Origin of the sequence: Gordonia humi (assembly GCF_014197435.1) — a bacterium.
Lineage (GTDB): Bacteria > Actinomycetota > Actinomycetes > Mycobacteriales > Mycobacteriaceae > Gordonia > Gordonia humi.
This window is the reverse complement of sequence record NZ_JACIFP010000001.1, coordinates 628987-652530: the sequence shown is the minus strand read 5'-3', so window position 1 is coordinate 652530 and position 23544 is coordinate 628987. Positions and strand designations below refer to the sequence as shown.

Sequence of the window (23544 nt, the reverse complement as noted above, 5' to 3'; positions counted from 1 at the left end):
CGTTCCGCATCCCGGCCGTGCGCCGGAATGCCATCAGCTGTCGGGGGACTCGGTGATCCCCCGACAGCATCTTATGCGGACTCGGTCTACTGGAAGCGGACCGTGATGTCGGAATGCCCCAAACGGATGCGGTCGCCGTTGGCGAGCTCCCAGGCGCTGACCTGCAGATCGTTGACGGTGGTGCCGTTCGTGGAGTTCAGATCGGTCAGCATCGCCGTCTGACCGTCCCAGCGGATCTCCGCGTGACGGCGCGACACGCCGGTGTCCGGCAGGCGGAACTGCGCGTCCTGTCCGCGACCGAGGACGTTCGAGCCCTGGCGGAGCGAGAACGTGCGGTTGCTGCCGTCTTCGAGGACGAGCGTGATGCCCGACGGGGCGTAGCCGCCGCCGGCCGCCGGAGCGGCGTAGCCCTGGTCGTAGGCGGGCTGCTGACCGTAGCCCTGCTCGGCGGGAGCCGCGTAATTCTGCTGGTCGTATGCGGGCTGCTGCTGGCCGTAGCCCTGGTCGTACACCGGCTGCTCGTAGCCGGGCTGCTGACCGTAACCCTGGTCCGCCGGTGCGGCGTATCCCTGCTGCTGGCCGTAGCCCTGGTCGTATGCCGGCTGCTCGTAGCCGGGCTGCGGCGCGTAGCCCTGATCGGCCGGTGCGGCGTATCCCTGCTGGTCGTAGGCCTGGGGCTGTGCGTAGCCCTGGTCGGCGGGAGCGGCGTAGCCCTGCTGAGCCGGGTCGTACCCGGCCTGCTGACCGTAACCCTGCTGGTTGTAGTCGTAGGCCTGCTGGTGACCGTAGCCCTGTTGGTCGTACGCGGGCTGCTGGCCGTAGCCCTGGTCGGCGGCGGGAGGCGCGTAACCCTGCTGGTCGTACGCGGGCTGCTGCGGTGCGTAGCCCTGCTGGTCGTACCCGGGCTGGGCGTCGTAGCCCTGCTGGTCGTAGTCGTACTGGGGGTACTGTCCGCCCTGTTGCGGGTAGCCGGGGTACTGGCCGCCCTGATCGTTTCCGGGGGGATTGGTCATGGCTGGGGCTCCTCGGTGACTAGCTGGTCCCGGAGCCGCTGCTGGTGCGGGGACCGGGCGTGGTGTGGCATCGGGATTGACGACGCCGTCGGTATGGAACTGTCCGGTGTGCAGTGACGGTATCTGATCGAACTCTACGACCACTGGTCCGTAAGTCTGCCACCCATTGTCGCGGATGAAGTCCTCCAAATGGCGGGAGAATATCTTCCTGTTCAGTTCGTACTCGCCGGACACGTGCTCCAGGTCGGACGGACTGAGCGAAATGACGTAACTGTTGGCGACGAGACTCGCTCCGTCGCCGAGGTTCTCGAGCGTGCTCTCGGCCTCACGTTGTAGGCTCTGCTCGATCTCCTGCGGTGCCACCTTGCCCCCGAATACCCGGGCGAAGCCACCGTCGACGGCGGATTCGAGCTTGCGCTCGAGGCGATCGAAGCGCTTGAGGATTCCCACCCGTCCCGTCTCCCTTCAGCGGTCTCATGGCGTGTCGGCGTGCGTACCGTGCCCGTCGATGTTACCGACCAGGCAAGCCCTGCGCCTCCTGTCCGTCACGCGCGCAATTGATGTCACACCGCGGGGAGCGACCGTCGGACGTCGACTCACCGGCTTATGCCCAGGTCAGCAGTATCGCGGGGTAACGATTTACGTTCCGCGCCGACTGCATGCTATCGTTTTCGAGTCCACGCGACATACGTCGAATGTGCGACGCCACGGGCGAGTGGCGGAATGGCAGACGCGCTGGCTTCAGGTGCCAGTGTCCTTCGGGACGTGGGGGTTCAAGTCCCCCTTCGCCCACAGTGAGCGGTTCAGGCCGAAACCGCAGAAGAGGTCAGGATGCAGAAATTTGTCCTGACCTCTTCTTTTGTTGATCCGTCTGATTGGTCTGCCTGTGGTCGTCGGTTTCGGGGACTCGTGTCTCTTGCTCCCTCCCGGAGTCGCAGTCCGCGGGTTAATTGCCAGAATGCGTGTATGTAGCGGGCGTGGCGTCGGGGTGGGTTATCGGTTTCGGCCGCCCAAGCCGTGACTTGGCAGTCCCGGTCGAGTTCGGCCGCAAAGAAAGCCGATGCGGACTTGAGGATCGCGTTGGCGCGCTTGAGCTCGGCATTCTCGCGTTTGAGCCGCTTAAGCTCCGCTGATTCCTCGGTCGTCGTCCCCGGCCGTGGCCAGCATCGACCTCGGTCTGACGACACCACTTCCGGATGGTCTCCGGCGTGCCCACTCCGAGCAGCTCAGCGACCTTGGTCATCGCCGCCCATTCCGACTCATGCTCAGCCCGAATCTCAGCGACCATCCGGACCGCCCGCTCACGCAACTCCGACGGGCACCTCTTCGACGTGCTTCCTGACATGACTCCATCCTTCCCAAGGAACAGAGTCTCCGGACACGCCGGGGCGATTCAGGGGCCGAGTTGGCTGATCCAGGCTGGGGGTGTGTGGTCGAGTTCGCGGCGGGCGACCTCGACGATGTTCTGGTAGCGCTGGTGCGCGGCGCGTGCTGCCTCTACGGCGGCGGGGTCGTCGCCGGGGAGTGCGGCGGGTGCGGTGCGCGAGCTGGTGACGGCACCGAGGTTGCGGAGGATGCCGGTGAGGTCGTCGACGTCGCGGTGGCGTCCGGCGGCGTGGACGAGGTGTTCGGGCGCGAGTCCGGTGTGGGCGTGCGCGGCCGCGAGCGCGGCGGTGAGGTCGTCGCGATCAGGGTGCTGTGCCCACCGGCTGGTGCTCTCAGCGGCGACCACCGTGGACAGTGATGTCAGGCGTTGATCGGCTAGGTGCAGGTTCGCGGCGTCGAGAGCGTCACGGGCAGTGACGACGGAGTCGGCAGCGAGGTCGTCGGCAGCGCGCCAGTACAGCGCGGCCGCGGGTGTCTCGGTGGGGAGCGGGTGGTGCGCGGCGGCGCGTTCGATGATGGGTTCGACGTCGATGCCACGGTCGGCGGCGGTGTCGAGGTGGACGTCAAAGCCGGAAAACCAAGACATCGACTTCGGGCAACCCGGGGCAGATCAGAGTCTCCGGACACGTCGGGGCGATTCACGCCATCGTTCGCAGTGTCAATGTCCACCTGGAGAAATTCAGGAAGCAAAAGTTCCGTGAGAAGCCGAGGAACAGAGATCTGTCGGTTCTTGTCGAAGAGACTGAACGACGCCTCGGCCACAACCTCGTTGTCGTCTACGCCCCACCGTGTGACGATCCCGTGCTGATCAGGTCCCAGGACCGTGCTCGTAAGGCGAGGGGCGCTGGACGCTCATGCGCCTGCAACTCTCTGGGTGAAGCGACTGGACGGTTAGTGACGCCGTAACTACGAAATCGCGCGGTGGCGGGTGGCCAGGCGTGGACGTGTATGAGCGTCTAACGGTTGCCACCTTTTGCTGCCTGTAGAACGCTGCAGAGCCACGCGGGGTCGTCGACCGGGAGGTCGTGGCCAGCCCACGGATGGAGAAACATCTGCGCTTCGTAGCGTTCTGCGATGTGCTGCGACATCCGGTGGTCGGCGAGACGGTCGCCGCGCGCGGCGACAACAGTGAGGGGGGTCGGCAGCGTCTCAGGCAGACGGAATCTTAGGCCAGCCAATGCTTGAGCTCGGACGCTAGCTTCTGTCGGTGGCGCATCGTGATGGAAATTCACCCACTGTCGCACCAGTTCTTCACTGTCTACGCTCGCGCTGGCGACTGTCAGTTGGGCAACCGCCCGCTCGTGTCCCCGGAGCGACCGGAACCGCCTGAGAGCCAGCACCGTGAGGGCACCGCGCGTGAGGTACTTGGGGCGGAACACGTCGCGGGCAAGTGTGTTGACTACAGCGCACAGCGAGAAGTCGTATGGATACCGCGAACACCAATCCAAGGCCACCATTCCGCCGAGCGAAATACCCAAGATCGCTCGATCCTCGTGCGCGAAAGGAAGGCGATCGCGCATGTCGTCGGTGATCTCCCGGATAGTCGACGGTGAGCGTCTTGTGTGCTCAGTCCCAAATCCGGGCGCATCAATGCAAGTCACGCGTTCGCCCAATTCAGCCAGAATGATCGGTAAGTCATGCCAGTGACGTTGCTCGCGAGTCAACCCGCGCACCAGAACCCATTCAGTCACTTCACTCCTAACTGGACATGCAAGACGTGCCACAGCGCATACGCCGCAGACGTCTGCGCGAATCACGCGCAGCATGTGCCCAGGAATAATACTAACATGCGCTCGTTTCCGAGACACGGGTTCTTGTTTGTACGCGAATGGTGCCTTACCGTGGTGGGCGGTACTGATTCGTTTCGTTCAGTGTTGGCACCCAGGGTGGCGAGCTGGTAAGGAGTGGAAGAATCTCTAAGCACAACACTAGGGTCGTGCCGTGCGCGAGTGGAGTGGGTTCGGGAACTTCAATATTCATGCGCGCGAGGTGCGTTGAACTAGAAGGATTTCTGAGCGAATGTTTACGTCTCGCATGCTCAGGAACTCATCGTGACAATCAATGGCGGCTGCGCCCCGTCCCAGTATCAGACTCCTCGGGTGCAACTGTTGGACGCTGGGCATCGCTGACTTCAGTGCCCATACTAGGGTCGACACCGCACGACCGGAACGCGACGAGGGCCCGTGGCGCGAACGACGAGAAGACGTTATCGCCTTATGTCACCGTCGCCCCTTAGTGGGACACTGCTTCGGGCGCACCCCGAGTTGTCGCACTATAGCGCAGCGACGAGCATGCCGGAATGGATTGGATCGGGTGTAACTGGTGCACCATAGCGTCGGAGACGAAGTCGTGGCCATAAAAGGTGCCATGAAAGGAATGCGTGGCACAATTGTTTGGAGGAATGCTCTTGCTGACGAGTATATTGTTCGATTCTCCGACAGGCAGACACTAAGCCTTGGGTGCGATTTTCTGGAACTATCTGGAGAGTAGGGATGCCGAAAAGGGTCGTGAATTAAGGCGTCCTGGCTGACGAGCACGCTCCTGATCACCGCGCGGTTGTCAGTGTGTTCACACTGAATGCGCGCCCGATCCGTGAGTGTCCTCGACTCACGTGGCTACTGTCGCCGTTGCCTTCGTAGTCGACTTCGCCTCGAATCGTCGACGAGCCAGCCTCACTGCTGCCAGGTTCACGGCCGCCGCGATGGCGCCGATCATCGTGATCGTGGCGATTGCCGCACCAAATCCGGGTGTTCCGTTGAACCCGGAGATGAGTCCGTCGCGCACGTAGGTAAGCGGGCTGACTGGATGAAGAGCACGGAGGGGGGCAGGCAAGGTCTCGACCATCCATATGCCGCCGTACGCAAACATTTGCAACATCAAGGCAGCCAGTGACGCCACGGCCCCCGCCACATATCCGAACGCGGTGAACAGGATCGAGACGAGTGCCACGTTCATCAGTGTCGCGGCCGCCGTTATGGCAACGACCTGTCCGAGCGATCCTGGCGACGGCGACGGGTCGAGGAACGCCCACAGGATGCCCCCTACCACTGTCATCACGGCGAGTGAGACCGCGCCGACCGCAGCGGCACGACGCAAGACCGTTCGGATCGTCGGAGGATCGTCGTGTCCAGTCAGGTATCGGTGACCGCGGAACGACAGGATGATCCGTCCCGGGATTTCCGGAGGGTTCGTCTCAAGGGAAGATGGATCTCATGGCAGCAGGAACGAAGCACTACTCGGCGGAGTTGAAGCGTGACGCGGTGACGATGGTGGTGGAGTTGGTGGGTCAGGGTTCGACGGAGTGGGCGGCGATGAAGAAGACCGCGGACCTGCTCGGTGTGGGCGCAGCCGAAACGGTGCGCCAGTGGGTGCGTAAGGCCCCCGGCGTCGGGGCCGCCTCGGTCTCCTCGGGCGGCGCTTCGGCCGATACGGCTGAGGAGGTGCGTCGGCTCCGCAAGGAAGTCGCCGAACTCAAACGTGCCAACGGCATCCTGAAGGCGGCATCAGCTTTCTTCGCGGCCGAGATCGACCGGCCACATCGCTGATCGTGGGGTTCATCGGCGCTCACCAGGGAAACCGGGTGGGCGCCGATGGTCTTGTCTGGGGAGTCGATTCGATGTGCCAGGTGCTCACCGAGCACGGTATGGCCATCGCCCCGTCCACGTACTACGAGTACCGTCGGCGGAGTCCGTCGGCGCGCATGCGGGCGGATGCTCGCGTCATCGACGCGATTTTCACCATGCGCCGGCAGCACCCGCTGACCCGCGTCCTGGGCTCACGCAAGACATGGATCATATTGCGCAGCAATGGAATTGATGTGGCGCGCTGCACCGTCGAGCGTCTCATGAGTGAGATGGGCTGGCGCGGGGCGTCGAAGAAAAAGTCCCCGCGCACCACGACCCCCAACCCCGAGCATCACCGGCCGGCCGACCTGGTCGACCGCCACTTCTACGCGGCCGCACCCAACCGGCTGTGGGTGGCCGACTTCACCTAATGGGAGTGTCGGGTCCGCACATCTGGGCGGGACGACATGGCGGCTGGTGGGTGGTCACTGAGATTTTACCGATTCCGGTGCATGGTTGAACCGAGCTGCTGGTGGGTGATTACTGACAGTTGAGTTCACGGATGCGTGCCGAGGTCTGAACGTAGACGGTGACCCCATCAGTCCGCCGCGGAGGTGCGTGTTCGGCTTGTGAGATGCCGCACCGAGAGTGCCGCCATTAGGTCGCCGCCCGCTCTCCGAGCTCATCGATTCGCCGGACCTACTGGCGGATGGCATCGGAAAGGATGTGCTCGATGATCACGTGCGGTATCGACTGGGCCGAGGACCATCACGACATAGCGTTGATGGACGACTCCGGCTTCATCATTGAACGTCGGCGAATCACTCATGACCCCAACGGTTTTGCCGAACTCCTGGCGATGGTCGCTGACCATGGCGGCACTGCGGACGACGTGCCGATCGCGATCGAGACCGATAAGAATCTTCTGGTTGTGGCGTTGGCTGGCGCGGGTTTCACCGTGTATCCGATCAATCCGCGGGCCGTCGCGCGGTACCGCGAACGCCACGGACAGGCGGGCAACAAGTCCGATTCGCGTGATGCCGCGGTGCTCGCCGACATCGTGCGCACTGACCGTCACCAGCATCGTCGGCTGCCAGCCAACAGCGAGCAGCAGCAGGCGATCAAGGCGCTGGCGCGTCAGCATCAGGAAGCGATCTGGGCGCAGAATCAGACGATCAGTCGGCTGCGTTCGGTGCTACTGGAGTTCTATCCTCAAGCGTTGCAAGCATTTCCGAAGCTCAAGCACCGAGCGGCGATGGAGGTTCTTTCAATAGCGCCCACCCCCACGGATGCGGCGAAGCTGACTCGCCCGCGGATCAGCAACGCGCTCAAAAGGGTTGGCCGACGCAACGACCCCGCCCTGGTAACCCAGATCCATAGCGATCTGCACGCCCCCGGGCTGCGGCAGCCGGATGCTGTGGAGGTGGCCTTAGGTCATACCGTAGCCAGTCTGGTCGCGATCATCGTGGCGATGCTCGATGCCGTCGCAGTGCTCGAGCGTGAACTCGTCACCGCATTCGCCGAGCATCCTCAAGCGGACATCATCGACTCGGTCCCCGGCCTCGGAGGTGTTCTCGGTGCGCGTATTCTCGCCGAAATCGGCGATGACCCGACGCGTTTCAGGTCACCAACGGGACTGCGATCTTTCGCGGGAACAGCGCCGGTGACGATCGCGTCAGGCCGCTCGCACTACGTCAAGGCCCGCAAAGTCCGCAACAGGCGTCTGGCCGATGCCTGCCACTGGTGGGCGTTCGCAGCGCTGACATGGTCAGCGCCGGCCCGCGAGTTCTACGACCGTCGCCGTGCTGTCGGAGACCACCACAACGCCGCACTGCGAGCCTTGGCCAACAAGCTCCTCGGGCGCCTGTGGTGGTGCCTGCAGCACGATCAATCCTGGGACGACACTGCCGCGTGGCCGCGAGCTGCCACACCCGCCGCCGCGTAACCCCGAACACCAACCACCACCACTACCTACTTGACATATGACTGGCGTGGGATGTCTACTGCCGCACCGTCGGCGGCTGGGCCTACACCGCGTTCGTCACCGACGTCTTCGCCCGCAAGATCGTCGGCTGGAAAGTCGCCGCGGAGATGACCTCCGACCTGGTCACCACCGCTATCGACAACGCGATTGACAACCGGAAACGTTGTGGCACAACGGCTTTCGATCATCTGATTCATCACAGCGATGCGGGGTCGCAGTACACGGCTCTCGCGTTCGGGCAACGGCTGGCCGCAGCGGGGATCGCCGCCTCGATCGGCAGCATCGGTGACAGCTACGACAACGCGTTAGCCGAATCGGTCAACGCCGACTACAAGAACGAACTCGTCGACAACCAGCCCCGATTCCACGGCGTCGCGGAACTGTCACTGGCCACCGCCGAATGGGTCGCGTTCTACAACCGGCAGCGGCCTCACAGCTACTGCCACGACCTCACCCCCGACCACGCCGAGCGACTCCACTACGATCGGATCGCCACCCTCAATCCGGAGGAGGCACTCACGACCTGAGCTCTCCGGAAACACCGGGATGGATCAGTTCGACTGCCGACCACGAGTGTGTCGACGCCTGACCGGTAGGCCGCCGACGGATCCGTGAGTTCAGTAGCGATCTGCCTGCTGCCGCTCTGCAACTGGCTGAGGCCGTCGAGGAGTGCCGTGAGCTTGCTGAGGTCTACTCCGGGCGCGGCCTTCTGTAGCTGCGCCACGGTGCGGTCAACAGTCGGGAGATTGACGGTGCCGACGAGATCATCTATGCCATCCGCCAGACGAGTGGCTCCCGCCCCGAGCTCATCGGTACCAGTCTGGAGGCGGCGCAGCCCGTCGGAGACCTGCTGCGCACCGTCATCGACCTTCTCCGCTCCGCGGGCCGCTGCTGTCACGCCGGGGGCCAGACGTCCAACAATACCGTCAGCGAGATCGTTTGCTCCGTCACGCAATTGGGAGGTGCCATCGCGCAGCTGACCTGAGCCGTTCGCAGCTGTACGGAGTCCGTCCCCGAGCGACTGGACGCCGTCGACAACCGTCCCGACCGTGGTACTCGACACACCCTTGAGTACCGCTGCGTTGATCTTAGACATCGCCGCGGCGCCGATGCTCGACGCCTTGAGTGTGTTGTTGTCGTTGTATGTCACCGTCATCAGCGCGGGGGCCACAGTGGCGTCGCCGATCTCCGACAACGTGGTGCTGAAGTCTGTCGGGATGTCGATCACGAAGTAGAAGTGCCCGCTGCGCAGCCCGTCGTATGCGGCTGACGAGTCGACGGACTCGAAAGCCAGTGAACCCGAATCGATGAGGTTCGCCGTCACATCGGCACCTGCGTGGACCTGGTCGTCTCCTTCGCCGGCAGGAACGTCGGCGTTGACGATCGCGACAGGCATGTCCTTGACTGTCTTCGTGGGGTCCCAGACCACCCACATATAGAGCGCAGCGAACGCGAGTGGCACGACCACAAGGACCGCCAGCAGCAGGCGCGCTACTCGGGAGCGTTGTACGCGTGTCCGGTTGCTTGCGTTGGGACTCATTTGTCCTCACCCTTCTTCGCCCGATTTCGGCCGAGCAAGATCACATCAGAGGTAGCTCACAACGAACGGTTCAGGTCAGGACACACAGGTGTTGTCGGCACTCTCGTGAATCACGACTTCTCCGAATCCGTTCGCCGTTGAGGCTTGCTAGATCAGGTGCCCGGGAATCCCTGGGGCAGTGGTGCCGGGTAGTCGAGCATGAACGTCGGTCCCGGGTCAGCGCCCCGAAGTATCGCGCTGATCCAGGCCTGTGCCGGCGCCCAGGTGACGCCAGCGTTGACAACGTGCTCAGGCAGCGGCGAAGTGATGAACCGGATGTTAGCGCCCGCGGCGCGATACTCTCTCACCGTCGGCACGACCACCGACGGAGGAATCAACTCATCCCAGACTCCGTGAAACCACAGAACGGGTGAGTCGGGGACATGACGGTCGAGGCTGATCTCGCGCAGGACCCGCTTGACCCCTGGCGCGGTCAACAGCGTCAGACCAGGACGGAAGTACTCACTGATCGGCCGGTACATGCCAGTCGCGACCGACGTATAAAGACAGCGGCGGGACATGTCGGCCACGATCTTCTGGCCCGCACGAGTGAGGAGCCTCTTCGCGTCGAAGACATCAGGATAATTGCGCGACAGCGAAGCGAAGGCCAACCACGTGGTGAAGTTCGCGATTCCGGTGACACCTGGCTGCTGTTTGACGCCGTACTCGGCCACGGCTAGCAGATCGCCCGGGGTTCCTCCCAGAGCGGTGCCTGCCAGTTCGATATCGGGTGCGTATGTTTCACGGAGTCCCGCGGCGCGGATGGATCCGGACCCTCCACCTGAGTATCCGTACAGAGCGAAGCGCGAATCCTTGAGGCTCAACGCCCTGTCGTTCTTCACCGCGCGCAGGCTGTCGAGGACCATCTTTCCCTCGTCCCACGTGTTGAAAGTGTTGTACTTGCCGTCGAAGTCGGGCACGTTGACCGCAAAACCCTGGGCAAGCCACGCTGCCGCCAGTGGCGCCTCCTTGAACGTCCCGACCTGCAGTGTGTGAGAAGGGTTGCACGCTGACGCCGTCGCGTCGATTGCTTCCTGGAACGACACCACCGGTCGGGGGCCTCCAATCCAGGGAATTCCCGGGACAATCACCGACGTCGCCGTGACGATCGGACGTCCGTGTGCATCTTCGGAACGGAAGAGGATTTGCTTGGTGTGCACTGGGAACGGAACGCCCAAGATGCGGGTCTGCACGATCCTAGTGCGCACAATCTGCCCGGGTCGGTAGGCATCGATGTTCGGAGGGTCTCGGTACCAGCGATCCTGTTCCGGTGTGCGGATCGGCAACAGGTCATAGATGTCGGGCTCGGTGGGGAGCTGTGGTAACTGATTCTGACTGGACGGAAAGTGCTGCGGAAAAGCGGGTTTCGCGCTAACGGTGGGTGGGCCAGCCAGAGCGAGCAAGGCTGCGGCACCGACAATGCTGAGCCTGACGCTGCGACGCTGCACCCGGTATGCCTGATAACGCATGTGTGATGCCCTTCATGGGAATGGTGTTGATGAATTACAGCACACACCCATGTTTGCAACAAGTCTACTTGTTTCAAACTACCGGTAATCTTTCGTCTATGACAGTGAAGGACACCGGGTCACCCCGTGCTGGGAGACGTATACATGGGCTCGACGCTGCCGAGCGGGCCGCGCAGCGTCGCCAGTTGCTCCTGCACACCGCATTGGAGCTGTTCTCTCAGAACGGGTTCTCTCAGACGTCGATCGAGGCGCTGTGCCAGACCGCTTACGTCGGAAACAAGGCGTTCTATGAGAATTTCGCAACCAAGGAAGACTGCTACCTGGCTCTATTTCAGAGGTGCACGAGTGATCTGCTCAACGTCGCGACGGCCGCGCTCGAAGAGGCAGATGCCGACGGATCAGACCCAACAGACGGGGTTGTCCGAGCGTTCGTCGGCGAAATGATGGCGGACCCTCGCATCCCGATTGTCCTCTTCGGTCAAGCGGCCGGAGTGTCGGCCGCCATAGAGAGGCAGCGTCGGATCAACCGTCGCGAAGCGGCCAGCCTCCTCAACTCTGTGTGGGCACGATCGGGACTGGAGCGGACTTCGTTCTCCGATGCCATGGCCGTCGCTGTGATTGGCGGGATCTTTGATCTCGTTGCTGACCTCCTTGACCGCAGCGGCGGAGCGCCGAGCGCGCATGACGCCAGCCAGTTGGAGGGGGAGGTTCTCTCGTTCGTATCGGCTGTCCGTACGGGGATGATGGCCTCATGACGGTGCAGCAGGTCCCATCAGGTCGTTGCGGGCCGTTTTAGGGTTTGCCCTCGGCGACGATCTGGCGGCTGGTGGCCGCCCTCTGTCATCGCTGGCCGTGAGCGGCTAGTCCGGCGCGGAAAGTGGTGTAGAAGAGTAGGACGTCGTCGGCTAACGATTGGGGGGACTCTGCTGTGCCATCGCTGTGGATGTCGTTCAGGTAGTCGATGACCACTTCGAACATGCCGGCTACCAGAGCCGCAGTCACTCGCCGCGGTGGTATGCGATAGCCATGGGAGGCCCAGACGGCTTCAACGAAGTCCGTGGTCCACGCGCGCTTGCGACGGCGGGCGCGCTCGACCGGGTCGGAAACAGTTCGAGACAGGCTGAACGCGACGAGGGCTTTACGGCGGTCAGCTACGACCAGATCTACGTACGTCCGAATGAGGTCTTCTTCCTGGGCTGGCCCGTCAGACTCGCCGTGGCCCGCAGCGCCAGCAGAGCTGGAGGCAAGAATGCTCTCCTGATAAGCGCCTGTGGTCCTCTCGTACAAGGCGAGAAAGCAGTCCTCTCGGCTGTTGAATAGCTGGTAGAAGCTCTTTGTGCTGACGTAGGCAGCTTGGCAGAGCAACTCGACCGAGGTGTTGCCGAAGCCGCGCTCGGGAAACAGATCCAGCGCCGCGTCGAGCAGCTGTGTTCGTCGTTGTTCTTCTCGCTCCCTAGCGCTCAGTCCGCGGATTCGTCTCGTCACCGGACGCCTCTCGCGCCGTGCTGCGTTGTTGTCGACACCGAGTCAGACTACCGGCTCGACACATTTGGAAACGGAGGCATGTTGTAGAAACTCTCCCTTGTTTTAATCGGCCATCGGTGGTTCACTCAAGTGATCTCCGCCATTGAGGGGCTGGGACGTGGCGGCATACACAAGGAGTGGTTGGGGCGGATGATTCGGTGGCGCGTTACGGAGACACAAGTGGCCGGCGAGGCTGAGCGAGGCGTATCCGTCGCTTGGGTGGGGGTGCGGGCGCTCGTGTGCGTCGCTTTATCGGCGGCGCTCGTCGTTACAGTTTTCGCTCCGTCGGTGTCGGCCGCGCCGGGATCGTCGAACTCGAAGGCGTGGACCCGTGACTATCAGGCATCGCACGAGTACGCGGGAGTTCACGTTAGTACGAGCGTGCCGGTCCGGATGTCCGACGGTGTGGTGTTGAGAGCGGACGTGTACCGTCCTGCCGATCGCCACAACCGGCCAACAACCGACAAGACGCCGGTGATCGTCAACATGACTCCGTATAACAAGCTGATCAGCATGATCGCGACGACTGCGACCAACATTCCCCGACTTTCGAAGCCGGTGATCGACTTCCTGGCATCTATCAATCTGTCCGGGACTCCGATCTCCGGGACCGAGAAGCTACTCAAAATGCTCCGCGGCGGCATGGTTAGTGCACTGTCGATGGATCCGAAACTCGTTCGGAGTGGATACACGCAGGTCGTCGTCGATGTCCGGGGGACAGGGACCTCGCAGGGCAAGTGGCAGGTATTCGGTCCGCGCGAACGCAAGGACACGCTCGAGGTCCTCGAGTGGGCACGTACCCGTTCGTACTCCAATGGGCACCTTGGCATGAGCGGAGTGTCGTACTCCGCGGTCAACCAGCTGCAGGCGGCGGCTGATGGCGCGAAAGGTCTTGACGCGATCTTTCCCGTCGCGCCAATGACTGACATCGTCTCTGATGTGGTGGCGCCCGGATCCGGCTTCGGTGCTGGCTTCCTGGGGTTGTGGTTGTTCGCGGTCAACGGGAGCAAGATGATCCCGGACTTGCCAAGGCTTCTCCGCGGCCGATTCGATCCGCGATGGCTTCGCGATCGGGTGACGGACCCTGCAGTCTTTGCGCGCGAGTACCTACAAGCGATCGCGGCACCGACCATGCGGGCTCTAAGTCCCGAGGCTCGACAATTGGTCACATACAGGTCGAAGTACCGAGAGTCGCTCACTACAGACATGCCGAAGGTCGACGTGCCGACCTTCTCGATCGGCGGTTGGCAAGACCTATTTACCAATGCCGAGGCAGACATGCTCAATCAGCTCAGCAGCCTCACGCCCGACAAGAAAAAGCTCGTTATGGGGACCGGTCAGCACCTGACCAACGGGTGGGATATGGGCGGGCGTGGCCAGCCGCCGACCATCGGGGTCTTACAGAAGGCGTGGTTCGACCGCTGGATCAAAAACGAGGATAACGGAATCGATGAGTTCCCGGCGATGACCAGCCATCTCCTGGGAGGCGGATGGCGACAGTCCTCGGAGTTCCCGCTTCCGACATCGCAGTATCGACGGCTGTATCTGACAGGGAAGACCAGTCACACATCGCCGACGTCGGTGCGTGACGGTTCGCTATCAGCGTCTCCGCCTGTGAACCGCGAACAGTGGACGGTCAGACCCGGCATTACGACGTTGTGTTCAGGTGACACGAACCGAGACCTGATCGGCTTCGTCGGATTCCTAGACGTGTGCAGTAAAGACAATCGGATCGCCGAGCGCGGCGCGCTTACCTTTACCTCTCCCCGAGTATCGACGTCGACGCGGATCAGCGGGCCGGTCAACGTCCATTTGCGTACCCGCGTCGACGCCCGTGATGGCTTCTACGTCGCGGTGGCCAGCGACGTCGCTCCGTCCGGACGGTCGGAGGTGATCTCTACGGGATCGATGAGCCTGTCCATCCGGGGCCAACTCGACCGCAGCCGGTCCAAGTACGCGACCGGCGGCGATCTCGTCGATCCCTATTACGCGTTCGACGGAGCGAGTCGACAACCGGTGAAGCCGGGGAGTTCGCACACAGTCGACATCGGACTGCTGCCGACCGATGCGCTGCTTAAACCGGGGCATCGGCTACGCGTGAGTATCTACGCTTTTAACGCTCCGCGAGCAATCTCGTTCGGCGTGATCAGTCGTGATACCGGGCTGCGACCCGAACACGTGGTGATCGACCCAGCTCACCCGAGTTGGGTGACCGTGTCGAGCAAGGAGGCAATCGCATGAACCGCATCAGAGGTCTGCGAACAGTCGTGATCGCGATCATCGCACTGACCCTCGTCCATGGTGGCAGCGCGACCGCAGCGCCATCACGGGACGCGGACTACGACAGGGCGCCGAACTCGACAGGACCCGGCGGTGCGTGGCCGAAGACCGTGCAAGGCGACATCCATTCGGAGTTCGCCGCTGCCGGCCCACACCGCGTGGTGGCTTCGAAAAGTTTGCACTCGTGTGACGACCTGTACGGCAGCCTCCAGAAGTTCTTCTTCTGGCTCCTCGGCGGAAACGACGTCGACAAGATGCGGTGCACGCACGCGTTCCCACATGGTCTGGAGTCGCCGATCGGGATGATGTACTACTATCCCAAAGATCTACCGTCTCTCGCGCCAGCGCCGACGGTTGTATGGACTCCCGGGCTCGACGGTGATGCTGGCCAGTACGATGCCATCGCACGCCTGTGGGCCAGCCGCGGATACGTGGTAGCAATCCCTTACAACTTCATCAACTCGTTTCCAACGGACCCGTTGTGGGGCGTCCAGGCACTCATCGCTGAGACGAAACGGCCTGGATCTGCACTCCATGGCCACGTCGACCTCTCGCGCACCATTCTCGGAGGCCACTCGGGTGGCGCCGGAGCAGCGTTCTGGGGTGCCAGCTACATCCCGACGCATGAACGACTCATCGACCCCGACTTGAAGATCATCGGCGCGCTTAGCGTCGGAACCGGCATCCAGGCGCCAACCGGGTTGGCTGTCACCGTGCCCATGCTCACCATCACCGGAAACCTCGACGTCATTACCCCGGACTTCCTGTGGCCGCGACTCGATCACGCGACAATATTTCAGGCGCCAGCCTACATCGCAACGGCGTTGAACGGCACACACTTCTTCGTCAACGCCGACATCCCTAACAACCCGGCCGCCGGGCTGTCGACGGCCTGGTTCGAACACCTGGCTAAAGACGACCAAAACGCGAATCGGATATTCGTCGGCAAGCACTGGACGCTGCCGCACGATCAGGCGTTCATGGCCGTGCAACGCAACACGTTGGCAGCGAGGGCCCGCTGAACGCAAAGAATTGGACATTCAAATTGAACAGGAAACCCGTGAAACATCGTGTATTCGCCAGATCTGCGGCGCTTGTAACCGCATGCGCGGCAATCGCGTCCTCGTTCGCCACTGGATGAACACGGGCCGAGCCCACCTCCCCAACCACGAGTCAGGAAACGGTTGAGCGGGCACCCCTAGTGCCACTGCCGCAAGAACTCGATTGGACGAATTACGCTCTCGGCAGCAGGCGAGCTCATGAGTAGGCGCAGGGTCGACGATCTCGATACCAGCTACTTCGATTAAGCATGCAGACATGACCAGCACTTGATCCAGAGTTCGTCGACCTGATCGGCACCGTCGATCAGCAGTTCTTTCGACTGTCGCTCCGGAGATATCGGCTCGGTGACTGCGGTGTCGGTAGTCTCCTGGATAGTCCCGCTGCCCCCCTGGCGGGGCGAGACTCGCGCAGCGCTTGCCCCCCCCTGAGCCTGCGCGAGTCGCCCCCCCGGGGGGTGCTGACTCTTCGTGGCGAGTCGACCGCGTATCACGGTGACGAAAGAAGGAGTCTCGTAGTGGCTGACTCACTGTGGCAGGTCCCCGATATCCGGTCCAGGTCGTTCTAGTGTCGCGTGTCGTTAATGAGTTGATGGTTTGCGGCTTGCGATAATGGGATATGGCGAATTCTCCGGCCCCGGCGCTGCAATTGCGTGAGGGCGATGCTGCTGAACTGGACCGGCTGTTGCGGTCGACCTCGACGTCGGCGGGCCTGGTGCGGCGTGCGCGGATCGTGTCGCTGGCGGCTGCGGGTGTGGCGAACACGCGGATCAGCGAGGTGGTCGGGACGTCGGTGCCGACGGTCCTCAAATGGCGTGACCGCTATCTTCATGGCGGCCTGGACGGCCTCCTCGATGCTGACCGACCGGGCCGTCCGCGGCATCTCGATCATGCCGAGGTCGTTTCGGCTACGTTGATGCCACCGCCGAAGAAGTACGGCGTCACGCACTGGTCCTCACGCCTGTTGGCCGGCCATTTGGGGATCGGGAACGCCACCGTTGCCCGTGCCTGGCGCGAATACGGGGTTCAGCCGTGGCGGTCGGGAACCTTCAAGTTCTCCACCGATCCCGAACTGGTCGCCAAGGTCACCGACGTCGTCGGCCTGTACCTGGAGCCACCGGAGAACGCGATCGTACTGTGCGTGGACGAGAAATCCCAGATCCAGGCCCTGGATCGGACCGCACCGATGCTCCCGATGCAGCCGGGACAGATCGAACGCCGCACCCACGACTACAAACGACACGGCACCACCACACTGTTCGCCGCGTTGGAGATCGCGACCGGACAAGTCACCGCAGCCGTCAAGCCACGACATCGCCACCAGGAGTTCCTGGCGTTCCTGCGGCAGATCGACCGCGCCTACGGCAACCGGGAACTACACCTGGTGATGGACAACTACGCCACCCATAAAAAGGCTGAAGTCCGCGACTGGCTCGAGCAGCACCCGAACATTCACATCCACTTCACCCCGACCTCCGGCTCCTGGCTCAACCTCGTCGAAGTCTGGTTCGGCATCATCGACCGCCAAGCCATCCGCCGCGGCGTCTTCACCTCAGTCAAAGACCTCAACGCCAAAATCCGCGCCTTTATCAACGGCTGGAACGACCGCAAACACCCCTTCGTCTGGACCACGACCGCCGACGAAATCCTGAAGAAAGCACAACCATAAACTATCTAACGACACGCGACACTAGAGCCAGTTCCTACTTGTTGTTGGTCAGTTGATCTCGCACCCGACGGGGTGGTGCCGGTGGGTGCATCGGGCAGCGTACTCGGCCGGTGTCTGGTAGCCCGGCGCCGAGTGCCGGTGCCGGTGATTGTGCTCGTCTTTGAAGTCCTCGATGACCACCCGTGCCTCCAGGAGCGTGGGCCAGCAGTTACGGTTCAGGCACTCGTCGCGGAGCCGGTTGTTGAACGACTCGATGAACCCGTTGTTCCACGGCGTACCGGGCGGGATGTAGGAGATGCCTACCGTCCCTGCACAGAAGTCCCGCAGCGTCTCGGAGATGAACTCCGGGCCGTTGTCCATGCGCAGCACCATCGGCGGCCCACCCCAGAGCGCGAATGCCTTCTCCAACTCCTCGATCAGCCGCTCGGCGGTGATCGAACGGTCCACGATGCTCAGCAACGACTGTCGGGTGTGTTCATCGACCATCGAGGCGATCTTGATCTTGGTCCCGTCAACGGTGGAATCAAACTGAAAGTCCAACGCCCACACCACCTTGGGTGCGTCGGCGGCTACGACCGGCACCGACGATTGCCCGGCTCGTTTACGACGCGGCCCGCGCCGGACCTGCAGCCCTTCTTCCTTCCATAGCCCGATGTACCTTCTTCTTGTTCACCTCGATGCCGTCGTCGAACCGCAGGTGCGCCCACGCCCGCCGGAACCCGTGACGGGGATTCTTATGGGCGTAGGTGCGTAGCTGCTCGCGTAGACCGGCGTCGGGGTCGGCTGATGTCTGCGCCCGCGGCAGCGACCGGTACGCCGACCGGGAGAGCCCAACAACCTTGCACGCCTTGCGCTCGGACAGCTTCTTGACGTCCTTGAGCATGCCGATAGCGGCGCGTTTGGCCGTTGGGCTCAGAATTTTCCCTTCGCGATCTCCCGGAGTGCGTCCTTCTCCAACTCGGCGTCGGCGAGTAGCCGTTTGAGCCGGCCGTTCTGCTCGCGGAGTTCTTTGAGTTCCTTCGCTGCGTCTCGGTCCATGCCGCCGTACTGGCGGCGCCAGTTGTACAGCGTGGCCGCGGACACTTCCAGGTCCGCGGCGATTTGCTCGCCGGTCTTGCCTTCGGCGGCCAACTCGTCGGCCCGGCGCAGCTTACGCACTATGTCCTCCGCCGTGTGACGCTTACGTCCTGCCATGATCCTCATCGTCCCTTCTCAGCCCTCACCAGGGCAATCAGGACTCAAAAACACCATGGACCACTTCGCGGGGAACATGCCATAGGCATTCATTTCCATGTAGTCCGCCAGGGATCGGGATCGATGGTAGCCAGGCCGACCCACGGCTTTGGCGGGTCCAATCGCTCCGAAATGCATCGTCGCGAGTACGTAAACGTATGGGCCGAGGCTCGGAGCTTGACCCCTGATCGTGGACGCGCGGAATCCAGCACACTGCTGGGGAAGCGAGAATCCAAGGATGGCCAGGAAGCACTACACCGACGAGTTCCACTGTCAGGCGGTGGACTTGTACGAGTCCACGCCGAGCGCGACGCTCAAGGGGATCGCCGCCGATCGGGGCGTGTCCCGTGGCGCGTCTGTTTTGGCAGTCTGAACCACACCAGGTTTGATGCCGTTCCTTTCTGAGTCAGGAAGGATGACAATCATGCCCAAGAAGATCGACCCCGAAGTGAAGGCGCGGGCGCTGCGCCTGTACGCCGAGCACGGCCAGGAGTATCCGAATCCCACGGCGGCCGCGACGGCGATCGCCCGGCGGGTCGGTGTCGGCAAGGAAACGGTCCGAAGATGGATCAACCAAGCCGATATCGATGCCGGTGCCCGTCCGGGCACCACGAGCGAGGAATCAGCCGAGCTCAAGCGTCTCAAGGCCGAGAACAAGCGCCTGCGTGAGGACGTCGCGATTTTGCAGGCGGCAACGACTTTCTTCGCGGGGGCACTCGACCCCCGAAGCCGATGATCATGGGATTCATAGAATCCCTGCGGGACAAGGGATTTGCGGTCGAGTCGATCTGCCGAGTGCTCACCGAGCAGGGCTGCAAGATTGCCGCACGAACTTACCGGTCCTGGCGCACCACGCGCCCGGCCGCCCGCACCGTCACCGACGCGAAAACCGTCGACGCGGTCCGTTCAGCGGCCTGGGCCACCATGACAGACGGGCGACGGAAGATGACCCCGGAAGGCCTGTACGGGCGGGTGAAGATGACCAACTATCTGCGGCGCAACGGTGTCGTGGTCACTCCTGGTGCCGTTGATCGGGCGATGCGGCTGCTGGGCCTGTCTGGGGCGGTCCGCAACAAGAAGGTCCGCACGACGATTCCGGCAGAGGACGGCATCCGGGCCGGTGACCTGGTGAACCGGGACTTCACCGCGACCGCCCCCGATCAGCTGTGGGTTACCGATTTCACGTAATGGGAGTGTCGGGTCCGCACATCTGGGCGGGACGACATGGCGGCTGGTGGGTGGTCACTGAGATTTTACCGATTCCGGTGCATGGTTGAACCGAGCTGCTGGTGGGTGATTACTGACAGTTGAGTTCACGGATGCGTGCCGAGGTCTGAACGTAGACGGTGACCCCATCAGTCCGCCGCGGAGGTGCGTGTTCGGCTTGTGAGATGCCGCACCGAGAGTGCCGCCATTAGGTCGCCGCCCGCTCTCCGAGCTCATCGATTCGCCGGACCTACTGGCGGATGGCATCGGAAAGGATGTGCTCGATGATCACGTGCGGTATCGACTGGGCCGAGGACCATCACGACATAGCGTTGATGGACGACTCCGGCTTCATCATTGAACGTCGGCGAATCACTCATGACCCCAACGGTTTTGCCGAACTCCTGGCGATGGTCGCTGACCATGGCGGCACTGCGGACGACGTGCCGATCGCGATCGAGACCGATAAGAATCTTCTGGTTGTGGCGTTGGCTGGCGCGGGTTTCACCGTGTATCCGATCAATCCGCGGGCCGTCGCGCGGTACCGCGAACGCCACGGACAGGCGGGCAACAAGTCCGATTCGCGTGATGCCGCGGTGCTCGCCGACATCGTGCGCACTGACCGTCACCAGCATCGTCGGCTGCCAGCCAACAGCGAGCAGCAGCAGGCGATCAAGGCGCTGGCGCGTCAGCATCAGGAAGCGATCTGGGCGCAGAATCAGACGATCAGTCGGCTGCGTTCGGTGCTACTGGAGTTCTATCCTCAAGCGTTGCAAGCATTTCCGAAGCTCAAGCACCGAGCGGCGATGGAGGTTCTTTCAATAGCGCCCACCCCCACGGATGCGGCGAAGCTGACTCGCCCGCGGATCAGCAACGCGCTCAAAAGGGTTGGCCGACGCAACGACCCCGCCCTGGTAACCCAGATCCATAGCGATCTGCACGCCCCCGGGCTGCGGCAGCCGGATGCTGTGGAGGTGGCCTTAGGTCATACCGTAGCCAGTCTGGTCGCGATCATCGTGGCGATGCTCGATGCCGTCGCAGTGCTCGAGCGTGAACTCGTCACCGCATTCGCCGAGCATCCTCAAGCGGACATCATCGACTCGGTCCCCGGCCTCGGAGGTGTTCTCGGTGCGCGTATTCTCGCCGAAATCGGCGATGACCCGACGCGTTTCAGCTCACCAACGGGACTGCGATCTTTCGCAGGAACAGCGCCGGTGACGATCGCGTCAGGCCGCTCGCACTACGTCAAGGCCCGCAAAGTCCGCAACAGGCGTCTGGCCGATGCCTGCCACTGGTGGGCGTTCGCAGCGCTGACATGGTCAGCGCCGGCCCGCGAGTACTACGACCATCGCCGTGCTGTCGGAGACCACCACAACGCCGCACTGCGAGCCTTGGCCAACAAGCTCCTCGGGCGCCTGTGGTGGTGCCTGCAGCACGATCAATCCTGGGACGACACTGCCGCGTGGCCGCGAGCTGCCACACCCGCCGCCGCGTAACCCCGAACACCAACCACCACCACTGCCTACTTGACATCTGACTGGCGTGGGATGTCTACGTCAAGACCCGGGCAGGGTGGGTGTACGTGGTGTTCATTGTCGACGTGTTCTCCCGCCGGATCGTCTCCTGGCACGCCCAAACAAGCAAGGAGACCTCACTGGTACTGATCCCGCTGCGGATGGCGTTATGGGTCCGCCGCCACGAAGGCCATCCGGTGCTCGCCGGTAGGCTCGTCCATCACAGCGATGCGGGCAGCCAGGGCGGATTCAAATGGTCGTCGCAACACCTTGACTGTGGAGGTGTTCAGCAGTGGCGACAAAGGACTGGTCTGCGAAGACGAGCGGGGTTCTGGAAGGGGCTCGGCGGCAGTGGCGTGCCGATCGGGCACTGCGCCCGCCGATGCGCTCGCCCGGACGGCCCGAACCCTCTCGGGCGGTGCAGCGGCAGTTCTGGCGCCTGATCGCGACGGGCATCAACTCGGCCGAAGCGGCGTTGACGGTGGGCGTGTCTGTGCCGGTTGGCGCTCGCTGGTTCCGTCACGCTGGCGGTATGGCTCCGATCTCGCTTGCTGAACCTACCGGCCGCTATCTGTCTTTCGCCGAGCGTGAGGAGATCGCGCTCCTGCGCGCCAGGCAGGTCGGCGTGCGTGAGATCGCACGCAGGACTGGCCGCGACCCGGGAACGATCTCGCGTGAGTTGCGCCGCAACGCAGCCACGCGCGGTGGGAAGCAGGAGTACCGCGCGTTGGTGGCGCAGTGGAAAGCCCAGCAGGCGGCGAAGCGACCGAAGACAGCGAAGCTGGTGACCAACGACCGGTTGCGTGGGTACGTCCAGGAACGACTGGCCGGCAACATCCGTCGACCGGACGGCAGGGTTGTCGTCGGGCCTGAGCCGCCGGCATGGAAGGGGCTGAACAAGCCGCACCGGCAGGACCGTAGGTGGGCGCTGGCGTGGAGCCCGGAGCAGATATCGCACCGCCTGAAGGTCGACTTCCCCGATGATGAGTCCATGCGCATCAGCCACGAAGCGATCTACCAGTCGCTGTTCATCCAGGGCCGTGGCGCCCTCGAACGTGAGCTCGTCACCTGTCTGCGAACAGGCCGTGCACTGCGTCGGCCACGGGCTCGAGCACAGAACCGACCACACGGGCATGTCACCGCCGACGTCGTGTTCTCCAAACGCCCCGCAGAGGCAGCCGACCGCGCCGTTCCCGGGCACTGGGAGGGCGATCTGATCATCGGTACGGGCCGGTCCGCGATCGGCACGATCGTCGAACGCGCGAGCCGCTCGACCCTGCTGGTGCATCTGCCGCGGCTGGAGGGCTATGGCCAGAGCCCGCCGGTGAAGAACGGCCCGGCGCTCGCCGGCTATGGCGCCGTCGCGATGAACGTCGCGCTCACAGCGTCGATGATGAAGCTTCCCGAACAGCTCCGTAGGACGCTCACCTGGGACCGCGGCAAGGAACTGTCCGCCCACGCCCAGTTCGCGCTCGAAACGGGCACGAAAGTGTTCTTCGCCGACCCTCACTCGCCCTGGCAACGGCCGACGAACGAGAACACGAACGGATTGTTACGTCAGTACTTCCCGAAGGGCACGGACCTGTCCCGGTGGTCCGCCGACGACCTCGAAGCCGTCGCTCTCGCGCTCAACAACCGGCCCCGCAAGAGCCTGGGCTGGCGCACTCCCGCCGAGGTGTTCGCCGAGCAGCTATGCTCGATCCAACAACCCGGTGTTGCAACGACCGATTGAACGCGCCCAGTACACCTCGTCGGATCTGACCGGTGAGCTTGCGTTGCAACGGATTTCGGCGTCGATTGGGTCGATCGGTGACGCCTATGACAATGCGCTCGTCGAGTCGGTGAACGGCTTGTACAAGACCGAGTGCATCCGCACCACGATCTTCCATCCAGGGCCGTTCAAGACACTCTCCGACGTCGAGTACGCGACATCAGAGTGGGTCGACTGGTACAACAATCGCAGGCTGCATTCGCACCTCGGGCACATCCCGCCCATCGAGTGCGAACACAGCCACTACGCTGCCCTCAACCCCGAGCCGCAGCCCGCATAGGAGCGGCAGAGAACC

The 23544-nt window shown here is 63.1% G+C and carries 17 protein-coding genes, 1 tRNA gene and 6 pseudogenes; 15 read left to right on the top strand and 9 right to left on the bottom strand.

All coding sequences use genetic code 11. The annotated features are described in order from the left end of the window. Positions 1-86 precede the first annotated feature (86 nt). On the bottom strand, positions 87-1463 hold the full coding sequence (locus BKA16_RS02890; protein ID WP_183369262.1) for an FhaA domain-containing protein: 1377 nt from the start codon (positions 1461-1463) through the stop codon (positions 87-89). A gap of 259 nt (positions 1464-1722) precedes the next feature. On the opposite strand from BKA16_RS02890, the gene BKA16_RS02885 reads away from it, so the two are divergent. After that, positions 1723-1805, top strand: a tRNA-Leu gene (locus BKA16_RS02885). Between the two features lie 240 nt (positions 1806-2045). On the opposite strand, the pseudogene BKA16_RS02880 reads toward BKA16_RS02885, so the two are convergent. The 4 genes and pseudogenes from BKA16_RS02880 to BKA16_RS02865 all read right to left on the bottom strand — a co-directional run. Then, positions 2046-2358: pseudogene (locus tag BKA16_RS02880) on the bottom strand (IS3-like element IS987 family transposase); the annotation flags it as partial. A 48-nt stretch (positions 2359-2406) separates the two neighbouring features. Continuing rightward, positions 2407-2985, bottom strand: coding sequence for a hypothetical protein (locus BKA16_RS02875; protein WP_183369260.1), 579 nt, complete (start codon positions 2983-2985; stop codon positions 2407-2409). A gap of 370 nt (positions 2986-3355) precedes the next feature. Further along, positions 3356-4090 carry an alpha/beta fold hydrolase gene (locus tag BKA16_RS02870; protein ID WP_183369258.1) on the bottom strand — a complete coding sequence of 245 codons (735 nt, stop codon included), beginning with the start codon at positions 4088-4090 and terminating at the stop codon, positions 3356-3358. A gap of 916 nt (positions 4091-5006) precedes the next feature. Next, entirely contained in the window at positions 5007-5348 is a 342-nt protein-coding gene (locus tag BKA16_RS02865; RefSeq protein ID WP_183369256.1) for an ABC-2 transporter permease, read from the bottom strand. A gap of 263 nt (positions 5349-5611) precedes the next feature. Here BKA16_RS02865 and BKA16_RS02860 point away from each other — a divergent pair, with 263 nt between their 5' ends. The 4 genes from BKA16_RS02860 to BKA16_RS02845 all read left to right on the top strand — a co-directional run bounded on the left by BKA16_RS02860 (position 5612) and on the right by BKA16_RS02845 (position 8473). Then, positions 5612-5944, top strand: a complete 333-nt coding sequence (locus BKA16_RS02860; RefSeq protein ID WP_183369254.1) for a transposase — start codon at positions 5612-5614, stop codon at positions 5942-5944. A gap of 35 nt (positions 5945-5979) precedes the next feature. Further along, entirely contained in the window at positions 5980-6393 is a 414-nt protein-coding gene (locus tag BKA16_RS23745) for an IS3 family transposase (RefSeq protein ID WP_183369252.1), read from the top strand. A gap of 302 nt (positions 6394-6695) precedes the next feature. Next, a complete protein-coding gene (locus BKA16_RS02850) occupies positions 6696-7907 on the top strand; it encodes an IS110 family RNA-guided transposase (protein ID WP_183369250.1) in 1212 nt (403 codons plus the stop codon). Between the two features lie 41 nt (positions 7908-7948). After that, positions 7949-8473, top strand: coding sequence for a DDE-type integrase/transposase/recombinase (locus BKA16_RS02845; RefSeq protein WP_183372856.1), 525 nt, complete (start codon positions 7949-7951; stop codon positions 8471-8473). On the opposite strand, the gene BKA16_RS02840 is transcribed toward BKA16_RS02845, so the two are convergent. Then, a complete protein-coding gene (locus tag BKA16_RS02840; protein WP_183369248.1) occupies positions 8425-9486 on the bottom strand; it encodes a YhgE/Pip domain-containing protein in 1062 nt (353 codons plus the stop codon). The genes BKA16_RS02845 and BKA16_RS02840 overlap by 49 nt on opposite strands. Positions 9487-9638: 152 nt before the next feature. Next, on the bottom strand, positions 9639-10994 hold the full coding sequence (locus tag BKA16_RS02835; protein ID WP_183369246.1) for a lipase family protein: 1356 nt from the start codon (positions 10992-10994) through the stop codon (positions 9639-9641). Positions 10995-11092: 98 nt separating this feature from the next. Between BKA16_RS02835 and BKA16_RS02830 the strand changes: the two genes are divergently transcribed. After that, positions 11093-11749 carry a TetR/AcrR family transcriptional regulator gene (locus BKA16_RS02830; RefSeq protein WP_183369245.1) on the top strand — a complete coding sequence of 219 codons (657 nt, stop codon included), beginning with the start codon at positions 11093-11095 and terminating at the stop codon, positions 11747-11749. Between the two features lie 85 nt (positions 11750-11834). Here the strand turns inward: BKA16_RS02830 and BKA16_RS02825 are convergent, their stop codons facing one another. After that, a complete protein-coding gene (locus tag BKA16_RS02825; protein ID WP_183369244.1) occupies positions 11835-12479 on the bottom strand; it encodes a TetR family transcriptional regulator in 645 nt (214 codons plus the stop codon). A 219-nt stretch (positions 12480-12698) separates the two neighbouring features. Between BKA16_RS02825 and BKA16_RS02820 the strand changes: the two genes are divergently transcribed. From BKA16_RS02820 to BKA16_RS02810, 3 genes are all read left to right on the top strand, one after another. Then, positions 12699-14759 (top strand): CocE/NonD family hydrolase, encoded by a 2061-nt coding sequence (locus tag BKA16_RS02820; RefSeq protein ID WP_343067253.1) that lies wholly within the window; start codon positions 12699-12701, stop codon positions 14757-14759. Then, on the top strand, positions 14756-15820 hold the full coding sequence (locus BKA16_RS02815) for an alpha/beta hydrolase (protein WP_183369242.1): 1065 nt from the start codon (positions 14756-14758) through the stop codon (positions 15818-15820). Before BKA16_RS02820 ends, BKA16_RS02815 begins: the two co-directional genes overlap by 4 nt. A gap of 655 nt (positions 15821-16475) precedes the next feature. Further along, complete coding sequence (locus BKA16_RS02810; RefSeq protein ID WP_183369113.1) at positions 16476-17525, top strand: IS630 family transposase; 1050 nt, start codon at positions 16476-16478, stop codon at positions 17523-17525. A gap of 48 nt (positions 17526-17573) precedes the next feature. On the opposite strand, the pseudogene BKA16_RS02805 reads toward BKA16_RS02810, so the two are convergent. Further along, positions 17574-18719 (bottom strand): annotated as a pseudogene (locus BKA16_RS02805) (IS3 family transposase). 277 nt (positions 18720-18996) lie between these two features. Here BKA16_RS02805 and BKA16_RS24040 point away from each other — a divergent pair. The 6 genes and pseudogenes from BKA16_RS24040 to BKA16_RS02775 all read left to right on the top strand — a co-directional run. Beyond that, positions 18997-19110, top strand: a pseudogene (locus tag BKA16_RS24040) (transposase); the annotation flags it as partial. A gap of 72 nt (positions 19111-19182) precedes the next feature. Then, positions 19183-19943 (top strand): annotated as a pseudogene (locus tag BKA16_RS23740) (transposase); the annotation flags it as partial. 305 nt (positions 19944-20248) lie between these two features. Further along, positions 20249-21460 carry an IS110 family RNA-guided transposase gene (locus BKA16_RS02790; protein WP_183369236.1) on the top strand — a complete coding sequence of 404 codons (1212 nt, stop codon included), beginning with the start codon at positions 20249-20251 and terminating at the stop codon, positions 21458-21460. Positions 21461-21516: 56 nt separating this feature from the next. Next, a pseudogene (locus tag BKA16_RS24145) lies at positions 21517-21921 on the top strand (DDE-type integrase/transposase/recombinase); the annotation flags it as partial. Beyond that, positions 21861-23210 carry an IS30 family transposase gene (locus tag BKA16_RS02780; RefSeq protein WP_425489504.1) on the top strand — a complete coding sequence of 450 codons (1350 nt, stop codon included), beginning with the start codon at positions 21861-21863 and terminating at the stop codon, positions 23208-23210. The pseudogene BKA16_RS24145 and the gene BKA16_RS02780, both read left to right, overlap by 61 nt. Before the next feature lie 4 nt (positions 23211-23214). Beyond that, positions 23215-23529, top strand: a pseudogene (locus tag BKA16_RS02775) (integrase core domain-containing protein); the annotation flags it as partial. Positions 23530-23544: the final 15 nt, after the last annotated feature.

Excerpts from the sequence above, each read along its gene's own strand:
- BKA16_RS02835 (WP_183369246.1), bottom strand. The coding sequence starts at position 10,994 with ATGCGTTATCAGGCATACCGGGTGCAGCGTCGCAGCGTCAGGCTCAGC.
- BKA16_RS02840 (WP_183369248.1), bottom strand. The coding sequence starts at position 9,486 with ATGAGTCCCAACGCAAGCAACCGGACACGCGTACAACGCTCCCGAGTA.
- BKA16_RS02830 (WP_183369245.1), top strand. The coding sequence starts at position 11,093 with ATGACAGTGAAGGACACCGGGTCACCCCGTGCTGGGAGACGTATACAT.
- BKA16_RS02860 (WP_183369254.1), top strand. The coding sequence starts at position 5,612 with ATGGCAGCAGGAACGAAGCACTACTCGGCGGAGTTGAAGCGTGACGCG.
- BKA16_RS02780 (WP_425489504.1), top strand. The coding sequence starts at position 21,861 with ATGCGCTCGCCCGGACGGCCCGAACCCTCTCGGGCGGTGCAGCGGCAG.
- BKA16_RS02790 (WP_183369236.1), top strand. The coding sequence starts at position 20,249 with ATGATCACGTGCGGTATCGACTGGGCCGAGGACCATCACGACATAGCG.
- BKA16_RS02850 (WP_183369250.1), top strand. The coding sequence starts at position 6,696 with ATGATCACGTGCGGTATCGACTGGGCCGAGGACCATCACGACATAGCG.
- BKA16_RS02810 (WP_183369113.1), top strand. The coding sequence starts at position 16,476 with ATGGCGAATTCTCCGGCCCCGGCGCTGCAATTGCGTGAGGGCGATGCT.
- BKA16_RS02815 (WP_183369242.1), top strand. The coding sequence starts at position 14,756 with ATGAACCGCATCAGAGGTCTGCGAACAGTCGTGATCGCGATCATCGCA.
- BKA16_RS02875 (WP_183369260.1), bottom strand. The coding sequence starts at position 2,985 with ATGTCTTGGTTTTCCGGCTTTGACGTCCACCTCGACACCGCCGCCGAC.